The organism is Desmonostoc vinosum, assembly GCF_059505385.1.
Map to the genome: position 1 here is coordinate 1 of NZ_JCACKM010000195.1, position 10,988 is coordinate 10,988.

Annotated in this window: 10 protein-coding genes and 1 pseudogene; 6 read left to right on the forward strand and 5 right to left on the reverse strand. The window is 43.4% G+C overall.

Annotated features, from left to right (window positions below; all coding sequences use genetic code 11):
- Positions 1-131: 131 nt before the first annotated feature.
- Entirely contained in the window at positions 132-491 is a 360-nt protein-coding gene (locus AC5JMF_RS24035; protein ID WP_495798222.1) for a rhodanese-like domain-containing protein, read from the reverse strand.
- Between the two features lie 148 nt (positions 492-639).
- Here AC5JMF_RS24035 and AC5JMF_RS24040 point away from each other — a divergent pair, with 148 nt between their 5' ends.
- The 3 genes from AC5JMF_RS24040 (at position 640) to cysE (ending at position 4,055) form a co-directional block, all read left to right on the forward strand.
- Entirely contained in the window at positions 640-2,295 is a 1,656-nt protein-coding gene (locus AC5JMF_RS24040) for a DUF3352 domain-containing protein (protein ID WP_495798223.1), read from the forward strand.
- A 254-nt stretch (positions 2,296-2,549) separates the two neighbouring features.
- Complete coding sequence (locus AC5JMF_RS24045) at positions 2,550-3,041, forward strand: hypothetical protein (RefSeq protein ID WP_495798224.1); 492 nt, start codon at positions 2,550-2,552, stop codon at positions 3,039-3,041.
- Between the two features lie 249 nt (positions 3,042-3,290).
- The gene (gene cysE / locus AC5JMF_RS24050) at positions 3,291-4,055 is read left to right on the forward strand and encodes a serine O-acetyltransferase (protein WP_495798225.1); all 765 of its coding nucleotides are present in this window, start codon (positions 3,291-3,293) and stop codon (positions 4,053-4,055) included.
- 9 nt (positions 4,056-4,064) lie between these two features.
- On the opposite strand, the gene AC5JMF_RS24055 is transcribed toward cysE, so the two are convergent.
- A complete protein-coding gene (locus AC5JMF_RS24055) occupies positions 4,065-4,649 on the reverse strand; it encodes an Npun_F5749 family FMN-dependent PPOX-type flavoprotein (RefSeq protein ID WP_495798226.1) in 585 nt (194 codons plus the stop codon).
- Between the two features lie 171 nt (positions 4,650-4,820).
- On the opposite strand from AC5JMF_RS24055, the gene AC5JMF_RS24060 reads away from it, so the two are divergent.
- From AC5JMF_RS24060 to AC5JMF_RS24070, 3 genes and pseudogenes are all read left to right on the forward strand, one after another.
- Complete coding sequence (locus tag AC5JMF_RS24060) at positions 4,821-5,147, forward strand: hypothetical protein (RefSeq protein WP_495798227.1); 327 nt, start codon at positions 4,821-4,823, stop codon at positions 5,145-5,147.
- Positions 5,148-9,098, forward strand: coding sequence for a tetratricopeptide repeat protein (locus tag AC5JMF_RS24065; protein WP_495798228.1), 3,951 nt, complete (start codon positions 5,148-5,150; stop codon positions 9,096-9,098).
- Between the two features lie 401 nt (positions 9,099-9,499).
- Positions 9,500-9,903: pseudogene (locus AC5JMF_RS24070) on the forward strand (endonuclease domain-containing protein).
- Positions 9,904-10,000: 97 nt separating this feature from the next.
- Here AC5JMF_RS24070 and AC5JMF_RS24075 read toward each other — a convergent pair.
- From AC5JMF_RS24075 to AC5JMF_RS24085, 3 genes are all read right to left on the reverse strand, one after another.
- On the reverse strand, positions 10,001-10,225 hold the full coding sequence (locus AC5JMF_RS24075; protein WP_206263730.1) for a type II toxin-antitoxin system MqsA family antitoxin: 225 nt from the start codon (positions 10,223-10,225) through the stop codon (positions 10,001-10,003).
- A 5-nt stretch (positions 10,226-10,230) separates the two neighbouring features.
- On the reverse strand, positions 10,231-10,467 hold the full coding sequence (locus AC5JMF_RS24080) for a DUF4258 domain-containing protein (protein ID WP_495798229.1): 237 nt from the start codon (positions 10,465-10,467) through the stop codon (positions 10,231-10,233).
- 69 nt (positions 10,468-10,536) lie between these two features.
- Positions 10,537-10,815 carry a DUF2281 domain-containing protein gene (locus tag AC5JMF_RS24085; RefSeq protein WP_495798230.1) on the reverse strand — a complete coding sequence of 93 codons (279 nt, stop codon included), beginning with the start codon at positions 10,813-10,815 and terminating at the stop codon, positions 10,537-10,539.
- Positions 10,816-10,988: the final 173 nt, after the last annotated feature.

Sequence of the window (10,988 nt, forward strand, 5' to 3'; positions counted from 1 at the left end):
CTAAGCGAAGCTATGCCGTAGGCTTTACGCTGACGCTCGAGGACTCGCTACCGCTGCGAAGCGCGTAATTCGTAATTATTTACTCTGCCCCTGCCTCCCCTGCTTCCTCATCCCCCTCATCCCCCTCATCCCTAATACTTAGGAACCGATGGGTCAACTAAAAGAGAGTAGGCATCAATCCCACCTGCGATATTTTTAACATTTGTAAATCCTTGAGCTACTAACCACTGGCACATTTGAGCAGAACGCATACCGTGGTGACACAGCACAAGGGTTTCACTATGAGGGTTGAGGAGAGTGGGGATTTGCTCGCTCCATTGAGCAAATTCGCTTAAGGGTAAGTTGACAAAACCCTCAATACTAGCGATCGCAATTTCTTGTGGTTCGCGTACATCCACTAGCTGAATACCTGACTCTCCAGAGGATAGACGTTGTGCAAGTTCCTCTACACTTATTTGTGTAAAGGATTGACCAAAAGATTTCTCTGTCATGAGGTTTTTTAGACAATCCCAATATTATCTATCTTACCTCGCTTTAACTGGCACCCATTTTATAGCTAAATACCAAAGTAATAAATTATACATAAATGATATGAGAATCTCTTCCCAATCCCCAGTCCCCAATCCCCAGTCCCCAACCATGAACAATCAACGCTCATTTTTTGGTTTTTTCGTAGCTGGTGCGATCGCGCTACTAGTAATTGTGCTTGGTGGCTTTTACTGGTTTTTTATTAAGAGTCCGGTTAACCTCATCAGTTCTTCTTCCCAACCAAGCGCTGCTGCTTTTGTATCAAAGCTTTCCCCTGTAACTGTGTCATTACTGGCAAATCCAGACCGTTTGCAGGCTTTAGAGCGTGAGGGGGAACTGTCTAAGCTTAAAACCAGTTTGTTAGCCAAGAGTAGCATAGATTACAAAGAAGATATTCAACCCTGGCTAGGAGACGAAATTACATTAGCAATCACCACCTTAGATATTGATCGCGATTCTGAAAACGGTCAGCAACCAGGGTATTTGATGGCACTAGCTACCAACAAACCAGACAAAAGCCGTGAGTTTATAGAGTTATTGTTCTCCAAACGGGCGTTGGCTGGGGCAAACTTAGAGGTTGAGCAATACAAAGGTATTAAACTGCTGCATGACTCTCAGCCAAAGCAGGACTCGCTTGCAGGTGCAGCCATTGGTGAAAACTTTGTGTTGTTTGCCAACGATCCAAAAGTACTGCGAGAGGCTATCAATAATATCCAAGCCCCCGATTTAAATCTGACTAGTTCTCCAGAATATCAAACAGCCGCTCAACAATTACCCAAAGGTAGTTTAGCTGTTGCTTTTCTCAATTTACCCACTGTGGCGAAATTGCAAGGATTGGAACTATCAGAACAAACCTATGATAGCGAAATTATTTCCCTCGGATTGAATCCCAAAGGATTGCTAGCAGAAACTACGTTTTTGACTTCATCGCCAACTGTTGCCTCATCCCGGCTATTATCGCAACCTATAAAAGCATTGCGCTACATTCCCACCTCAGCAGGTTTGGCAATTTCTGGCTCAAATTTGAGTAATTTAGGTGATAGCGATTTAGCCAAACTTGGGAAACAATTAACAGCAACTTTATATGGTTCTAAGGAAAATGCAACTTCTAGATTTTTGCAACCTCTAGCAGAGTTTGAAAAACGTTGGGGAATTAACTTAGCAGAGGATATTTTCAGTTGGATAAAAGGAGAATATGCGCTAGCATTATTACCTCAAAAGGCAAAGACAGATCCGAGTTGGGTCTTTGTTGTGGAACAATCAGAAGATGTACAACAGGGTGTTTCTCATTTAGATGCGATCGCCACATCAAACGGACTTAACATTATCCCCCTCACCCTCGAACAACAAAAAATTTCTGCTTGGACAGAGTTAGCCACCGCTGCCAAAAAAACCAATACCAACAACAAACCCTCCCTCAGCATCGAAACAAAAGTTCGAGGAGTGCATACAACTGTTGGAAATTATGAAATTTTCACCTCTGATTTAGAGATATTAGATGAAATCCTGACAAGCAAAAACAATTCTTTAATTGACAATCCAAATTTTCAAGACAGTATCGCCGCTATCCCTCAACCCAACCAAGGTTACATATACCTTGATTGGACAAAAAGCCATGATATTGTAGAGCGTCAGCTACCAATTCTCAAAGTAGTAGAAATTTTAGGTCAACCATTTTTTAATAGACTGCGATCGCTCACACTCAGCAGCTATAGTAACGAAACAGGATTGCTCAAAGGCGGCGTCTTTTTTCAACTCAATCGCTGAGTAGAGGGGATGCACTTCTTTTGTCGGAGACGCTACGCGTAGCTTGCTTCCCCATAGGAGGCTGAGGGATGAGGGGGATGAGGGAGAAAATTTCTCCGCGTCCCCACGTCTTTGCGTCCCAATTCTCCATTCTCAATTCCCAAAATCTTTTATTGTGTCACATATTAATGTGGCATAATTACTGAAATTATACGGTTTTTTGATAACTAGAATATGTATATATAATAACTATACTAGCCTGTTGGAGGGCTACTATGAAATATTGTCGCCCCCGACTTCAGTTTCGTGGTGGTTGGCTGTTAGCTATACTTACCTTAATTAGCGCTACTCCGGTATTAGCAGAAACAGCCAATTTTGGCACATTAAATCTTTCGCCAGGCTTTGAGGCAAAACAGGGAATAGTACCTGGATATACAGGGGGTTCATATTCCCTATCTGTGATTAGTAACCGCGATCGCAATCAAAATATTTGTATTGGTTTTGCTGACCCCACTCCAGATCACATCATGATTTTGGATAAAGACTTTTCTCAGTTAAAAATATTAATTGATAGTGGCAAATACGACACCACTTTACTCATTCAAGGCCCAGACAAAACGACAATTCGCTGTGGCGACGACACTGGCAAAAACAAAGACGCCAGCATCGACGATCGCAACTGGAAAAAAGGCACTTATCGAATTTGGGTAGGTGCATTTGATGCAAATGTCAAACGCAACTATACTCTAACAGTTCAGCAACCGTGAGTGGGGAGTGGCACTTCGACTTCGCTCAGTGACCGGGAGATGAGGGGGATGCACTTCTCCTATCAAAGACGCTACGCGTAGCAAGATCCCCCAAGGTACGCTCAGTGACCAGGGGATGAGGGAATGAGGGAGAAAATTTCTCCGCGTCCCCACGTCCCCGCGTCCCATTCCCAATTCCCCAGTACCCCAATTCCCCACTAACGATAATATGGGAGAGTAGCTTGTTGTGCTTTCCGAGGGTAATATCTCGTGCTATCTACTTTGAGTGCTGACTTTCGTATCATCTTTGAACGTGACCCAGCCGCCCGCAATTGGTTGGAAGTTTTGTTTTGCTACCCAGGTTTGCAAGCCTTGCTATTTCATCGGCTGGCTCATTGGCTGCATATTGTTGGTATTCCTTTTATTCCCCGTTTTATTTCTCATCTAGCTCGATTTTTGACGGGAATTGAAATTCACCCAGGTGCAGCGATTGGTCAAGGGGTATTTATTGACCATGGCATGGGGGTAGTGATTGGTGAAACTGCGATCGTAGGAGATTATGCCTTAATTTATCAAGGTGTCACCCTTGGTGGTACTGGTAAAGAAAGCGGTAAACGCCACCCAACTGTAGGCGAGAACGTTGTAGTTGGGGCTGGTGCAAAAGTATTGGGTAATATTCATGTTGGCAACAACGTTCGTATTGGTGCTGGTTCGGTTGTGCTGAGGGATGTGCCTTCAAATTGCACTGTGGTAGGCGTACCTGGACGCATCATCTATCGTTCTGGAGTCCGGGTTGCACCACTAGAACACAATAATTTACCAGACTCAGAAGCCGAAGTAATTCGCGCTTTAGTAGACCGAATTGAGTCATTAGAAGAACAAATACAAAATCTCCAACGCGCCCTTCCTGGGACAAAAACCCCTGTTTTAGCGGGTAATTTAAGTGCTGAAAAAGATGACTCAACACAAGATACCCCCTGCTGTAATCTTAGAGATAAAGCCATACAAGAGTTTCTCGATGGTGCTGGGATTTAATCACCAACTTCAGGGATTAACTTCTTCACAAGACCACCCTTGATTCTCGTCACGCTGGTAAATCCTTCTATTTTGTGGTTCGCCGCGTAATTCTAGATGGTCTACTTGTGTGGGGTCGAGTAGCAGTAGTCCAAAATTGGGTACTGGCTGGTTAGGATTGGGTGGTGGTGGCTCAAAAGCTGCTTGTTCTTGGCCTCTCGGTTTACCGGGATGGGGCCAGGCAAACTGTAAACGTGCTGCATCACTCAACTCTTGCCAGATAGCAACACGCGCCGACTGTAAATCTGCGTAACATTCATCACCACCCACCAAAGTTAAACTCCCTGTAATACGAAATTGTTCCCGCGTATTGGGAAAATACCAGCAAGCCTCACCCCAAGATCGCTGTTGTATCTGGTCAACTTTAGCACTACGAGTATCAGTAACAAATTTTAGCTGGTTAGTATCCTCCAAAAAACCGCGAAACACCAAAGTCCGATTAGCAGGACGATCGCCTGCCCGTATCGTCGCCAGTTGCAGATAACGAGCATAAACCAGACTACGATTGCGATGTAAAGCACGGGCGATCGCACCTCGCCAAGGAGCAAAAGACATAATATAATTCGTAATTTTTGAAAGTCAGATTAAATCTGAGGTTCCAGGTTTGCGTCTGTTGCCTTATCTTAGACAATTGCTACAACACAAAGTAGATAATTTTGTAATCCTCTCTGCGCCTCTGCGCCTCTGCGTGAGATAAAAATCCTGTATAAATTCGCAGCTAACCTTATGGCACAAATTCAAATCGGAATCGAAGGCGAAGACGCACCAACAGCAGCCGAAGCATTGCTAGAAATCCCTGGAATATCAGGAACCTACGAAGTACCCACCCAAAGAGAAGGAACTCTCGCCGCCATTGCTACTATTATCGGCATTGTCGGCGGTGCTGCGGCTTTAGCTGAACAAATCCGCAAATGGTATCAAGAATGGCATAAATCCCATCCAGGAAAGCAATTTGATGTGGTAATTCTTGACCCTGATACTGGCAACAGGATTTTACTCGAAGAAGCTACCATAGAGGAAATCACGGAAATCCTCAAATCTATCAGCAAATAAGTGCAAACTATCCGCATTCAACTTCGGGAAAGTACGCAGGAAACAGTTGAACTCAGGTATTGGCTACCTCAAAAAAATCACTATGAATCACGTCGCCTGAAATTAGCAGAAATCGCTGATTTACTCAAGCAAGGTGAACGAGATTACTATAAACTGCTGCCCAATTTACCAGGAATCGGGCAGCAGTTATTTTTTTGGTTGGATGGCGATGGACGGTGGTTGAGTCGGGGAATTGCTAACTGTCGCGGTGAGGGGTTGGTAATTGCCATTGATACTGATCAAAAACTGGCACATCTACCTTGGGAAGTGCTGCATGATGGTGAGGATTTTTTGGTGAAGCGGGTTAATCCAGTGGTGTTACCTCTGCGCTGGATTGAAAAAGAAACGGCAGGATTTTCTGTGGAAGCACGACAATTGCGAGTATTGTTTATGGCAACCGACCCGGAAGATGTGGAACCAAAGTTAGAGTTTGAACAGGAAGAGGCGAGAATTCTGGCAGATACGCGAGATTTTGCTGTAGATTTGCGGGTGGAAGAAAGCGGTTGTGTTAGCGAGTTGGGTAAGGTGTGGAGTCGCTATTTTCATGACTTTGATGTGTTTCACCTCACAGGACACGCCTCAATTAAAGATGCAGCACCTTACACGCCTTACTTTATCACTGAGACGGAAATCGGGGAACGCCACGAAACCACAGCCGTAGAACTTGCCGAAGTCTTCCGGTTTCGCTTTCCCAAGTTGGTATTTTTGTCTGGGTGTCGGACTGGACAAGCACCAGATAAAGGGGCTGTTCCTTCAATGGCTGAGGCGCTAATTGCCCAAGGTGCTAGGGCGGTTTTAAGTTGGGGACGGCCTGTGGAAGATCGGACAGCTACAGCCGCAGCCGCGCACCTCTACGGCAAATTGGCAGCCGGATATCAATTAGCCCAAGCACTCGCTAGCACTTACCAGCAGTTGTTTAAACAGAATGTGCGTGACTGGCATTTGTTGCGGTTATATGTCCAGGGAGAATGTCCCGGTGCGTTGGTGGAAGTGTTGGGAGATGTGCCATCCTCAGCGCCGGAACCTGCTTATGAACAGTTTTTAGATCCCGATACCCAATTGGTGCGGGTGGCGAAACCCTCTGAGTTTGTGGGGAGACGGCGGACTTTGCAACGTTGTCTCAAAGCGATTCGCACTTCATTAGGGGTACTAATTCACGGACTGGGGGGTGTGGGTAAGAGTACTGTGACGGCGCGACTTCTGGAAAGGATGGTTGGCTATCACAGGCTGGTGAACTTTCGGCAACTCGATGAGGACAAACTGCTCAAAACCCTGGCTGAACAATGTACCTCGGAACGCGGGCATGATATTCTCAATGGCAAGTTACCGTTGATGCAGCGCCTCACCAAGTTTTTCACTGAAGGACTGAATACCAAAGAACAGCGTTTCGTCTTTGTGCTGGATGACTTTGAGGCTAATTTGGATTTACGCAATGGGGTTTATGTCTTGCAACCACAAGTTGTGGATGTACTGCTGGCGTTGCTGAAGGCGATGCAAAATTCCCAACTTCCCCACAAGGTAATTATTACCTGTCGCTACAATTTCACATTGTCGGAACTGAATCATCGTCTGTACCGCGAACCTCTGGGGGCTTTGTGTGGGGCAGATTTAATTAAAAAGTATAATCGTCTGGATTCGTTTAATGGCAGTTGGCAATTTCAGCCAGATTTGCCGGAACGTGCCAAACAAGCAGCAGATGGAAATCCTCGGCTGTTGGAATGGTTAAATAAGATTTTGCAAAATTCCCCGAAGTCGCCGGAAGCGGAGAGGGGAGTTGAGATGATTCTGCAAAAGATGGCAGATAAGGAAAAGGAATTTCGTGAGGATATTTTGGCACAGGAATTGCTGAAGCAGCAAACTCCAGCATTGCGGAAGATGTTGGGGAAGTTGTTGGTGTATGAGTTACCTGTTCCTCTAGCTGCTATTGACCCGATTTGTGAAAATATCTCAAGTTGGGAAAGTCATATTCAACGCGCTGAAATTTTGGGTTTGTTGGAAGTTACCCTTACCAACAACACAGAGAGGTTGTATCGTGTTCCCCGGATTTTGTCACCGTTGCTAGAGTTTCCAGAAAACCCCAAGGGTGAAGAGTTGTATAAACAAGCTGCACAACTTTTGTATCATCTGTGGTGGGAGGAGACGGAAAGTATTAGGGAAGCACAAGCTTTAGAGATTCATCGCTTGGCTTTGTTGGGGAAGGATGGAGAAATCGCGGGGAAAATAGGTAATTTATTGGCGGGACGTTTTCGGAATCAAAGTCGATTTCGGGAAGCAATACATCTGTGCAAATCAACTTTAGAAATTACTAAAAACCATAGTGTTCTCAGCAAAATTGCTTATTGTGAACACCAAATAGGTGAGGTTGATCAAGCATTAAACTATTACGAACAAGCTTTAAATCTTTGTCCCGCAGAAGATGAACAAGAATTAGCTTCAATTTATCATCATTTTGGGATGTTTAAAGCCGACAAAGGGGATGTGGATGAAGCGATCGCACTCTACATTCAGTCTTTGGAAATAACTGAACGCATTGGTAATGTCCAAGGCAAAGCGGCGACGTTGCACCAACTGGGAATGATCTACGCCAACAAAGGGGATGTGGATGAAGCGATCACACTCTACAATCAAGTCCTTGAAATTGATGAACGCATTGGAAATGTCCAAGGCAAAGCGGCGACGTTGCACCAACTGGCAGGTATCTACGCCGACAAAGGGGATGTGGATGAAGCGATCACACTCTACAATCAGTCTTTGTCAATAAATGAACGCATTGGAAATGTCCAAGGCAAAGCGGCGACGTTGCACCAACTGGCAGTTATCTACGCTGACAAAGGGGATGTGGAGCAAGCGATCGCACTCTCTAATCAGTCTTTGTCAATAAAAGAACGCATTGGAAATGTCCAAGGCAAAGCGGCGACGTTGCACCAACTAGGACGTATCTACGCCAACAAAGGGGAAGTGGATGAAGCGATCGCACTTTTCAATCAGTCTTTGGAAATAGATGAACGCATTGGCAATGTCCAAGGCAAAGCGGGGACATTGCACGAACTGGGACGTATCCACGCCAACAAAGGTGAAGTTGATGAAGCGATCGCACTTTTCAATCAGTCTTTGGAAATATCTGAACGCATCGGTGATGTCCAAATTAAAGCGTTGACGTTGCAAAATCTGGGATATATCTACGCCAACCAAGGGGAAGTAGAACAAGCGATCGCACTTTTCAATCAGTCTTTGGAAATAAATGAACGCATTGGTAATGTCCAAACTAAAGCGTTGACGTTGCAAAATCTGGGATATATCTACGCCAACAAAGGGGAAGTGGAGCAAGCGATCGCTCTCTACAATCAGTCTTTGGAAATAGAAGAAGGCATTGGTAATGTCAAAGGCAAAGCGGCGACGTTGCACTGTCTGGGATATATCTACGCCAACAAAGGGGAAGTGGATCAAGCGATCGCACTCTACAATCAGTCTTTGGAAATAAAAGAACGCATTGGTAATGTCCAAGGCAAAGCGGCGACGTTGCACCAACTGGCAGGTATCTACGCCAACAAAGGGGATGTGGATCAAGCGTTTGCACTCTACAATCAGTCTTTGGAAATAGAAGAACGCATTGGTAATGTTCAAGGTAAAGCGGCGACGTTGCACTCTCTGGGAATTCTCTACGCCAACAAAGGGGATGTGGAGCAAGCGATCGCACTTTTCAATCAGTCTTTGGAAATAACTCAACGCATTGGAGATGTCCGAACTCAAGCAATGACTCTGTGGTGGTTAGGAGAGTTGGCAGAACAGCAGGGTGAATACACTAAAGCGATATCGTATTTGCAACCAGCTTTAGAGATTTTGCAGCGATTGCAGTCACCGGATGCTGAAAGTGTGAGTGCAAGTCTTGATAGGATAATTCGTAATTCGTAATTACAGCACCGAAAAATTTTTTATCTCACGCAAAGGCGCAAAGAAGAACGCCAGAGTGTTTTCTAAATAAATCAAAATTGCTGTAATGAGTCTTTGATAGTGATTAACGTATTGTGCAACTTCTTTCTCTCAAACTTAACCTCCAACCTCTTACCTACAAGGGAGGCTACCGTGTACACACATCTAAATGCTGTGTAGAATGTGGTTTGATCCCCCTAAATCCCCCTTAAAAAGGGGGACTTTGATTCCAGTTCCCCCTTTTTTAAGGGGGGTTAGGGGGGATCAAAAGTCTGTGGTGCTAGGTTATCAGATTTGTGTGTACACCGTAGCTTAAAAAGGGGGACTTTAAGAACTTTTTCCCATGTTTTCAAGGAGTGTAAAGGGATAAACACTATGAAACTATGATGAACAACCTCAACAGTAGCAATTTTCATTTACCTTACAATCCAAAGCTTGTAGAAAGAGCAAAAGAACTTCGCAAAAATATGACTCCAGCAGAAAAAAAGCTGTGGTGTGAATATCTGAGTGATTTTCAATTTCGGGTTTTAAGACAAAGACCAATTAATCATTTTATAGTTGATTTCTACTGTCCTACTTTACAAGTAGTTATTGAAATTGATGGGGATAGCCATTTTACAGATGAAGGTCAAAATTATGACATAGAGAGAACACGTATTCTAGAAGGCTATGGTTTAAAGATTATTAGGTTTACAAATAGTCAGTTTTAAATCAATTTGATAGTGTGTGTGAGCAGATACAGGGTTTAATCCCCCCTAACCCCCCTTTTAAAAGGAAAATTTCTTAAAGTCCCCCTTTTTAAGGGGGATTTAGGGGGATCAGATGATTTGTGTGTACACGGTAGTCCCTTGTAGGGAAGGGGTTGGGGGTTAGGTTTCAAACACCTACGCTGCATATCTAATAATCTCAACTTCTGCGCCATTACTCACAGCAACTTCTGCCCTATTTAGCACTTGTTCAGTAATAACATCACTTAGATAATACTCACCACAATTATCACAAATTTCTGCTGGGACTTTTTTAATCACCACAATAGATTCGTCTCTTTCTAAAGTCACCGTCACTAAGCCCGGTTTAGTTTTTCCATGTTTACAAATAACGCATTTCATTAACCTTACCTCCTAGTTTTAAAATCATCTGACCAAATATTTGCATCAGGAGTATAAGCTGTCACTACATATCCTGTATCTGTAGATTCATCATAAGAAAATACAACATGAATTGGTTTACCTCCCACGAAATCAAACAGGAGATAACTAGGAAATGGCTGATCATTAGGAGTTTCTTCTATTATTTCTCCATAACCTACCACTGATTCTACTTCTTGCTTACTGATGCGACGATAAAACATTTATTGAATAGCATGACGAGAAAAAATTAGATTTTGACAATACATTAGTATCTAGTAAATAATTTATACTCATAAATTAACTTCTCTTCCTGGTGACTTATCCCGTAGATTTTCAAAAGTATCATCATCAATACTTTCTAAATTAACCCTTTGTCTAAAGTCTTGTAAAGCTGACCAAAAATCAGTAATGTCTTTACTTTCTCTTAAATTTTTTTGATGTTCAGATATAGAAAATGGTTTTTTAACTGATAATTTATATTGAAGAAATTGAATAAAATCTAAAACTTCTTGCTGTTTATCTGGTGGTAATTCTCGGAATGTTTGTAGAACTGTTTGTTCAATAATCATAGTTTTACCTCTGCTAGATGAGATATGATTACATTATAAAAAAATTGCTGTAATAAGGCTTTGATATTCGTAGATGAGTCTTTGAACTCCATTAATGAACCTCAGAGCTTCGTTAATGAGTGTTTATAGCAATTCAGGACAGAGAATCTGGATCTATGCCGAGCGATCGCAAC

Excerpts from the sequence above, each read along its gene's own strand:
- AC5JMF_RS24085 (WP_495798230.1), bottom strand. The coding sequence starts at position 10,815 with ATGATTATTGAACAAACAGTTCTACAAACATTCCGAGAATTACCACCA.
- AC5JMF_RS24075 (WP_206263730.1), bottom strand. The coding sequence starts at position 10,225 with ATGAAATGCGTTATTTGTAAACATGGAAAAACTAAACCGGGCTTAGTG.
- AC5JMF_RS24080 (WP_495798229.1), bottom strand. The coding sequence starts at position 10,467 with ATGTTTTATCGTCGCATCAGTAAGCAAGAAGTAGAATCAGTGGTAGGT.
- AC5JMF_RS24060 (WP_495798227.1), top strand. The coding sequence starts at position 4,821 with ATGGCACAAATTCAAATCGGAATCGAAGGCGAAGACGCACCAACAGCA.
- AC5JMF_RS24040 (WP_495798223.1), top strand. The coding sequence starts at position 640 with ATGAACAATCAACGCTCATTTTTTGGTTTTTTCGTAGCTGGTGCGATC.
- AC5JMF_RS24055 (WP_495798226.1), bottom strand. The coding sequence starts at position 4,649 with ATGTCTTTTGCTCCTTGGCGAGGTGCGATCGCCCGTGCTTTACATCGC.
- AC5JMF_RS24045 (WP_495798224.1), top strand. The coding sequence starts at position 2,550 with ATGAAATATTGTCGCCCCCGACTTCAGTTTCGTGGTGGTTGGCTGTTA.
- AC5JMF_RS24035 (WP_495798222.1), bottom strand. The coding sequence starts at position 491 with ATGACAGAGAAATCTTTTGGTCAATCCTTTACACAAATAAGTGTAGAG.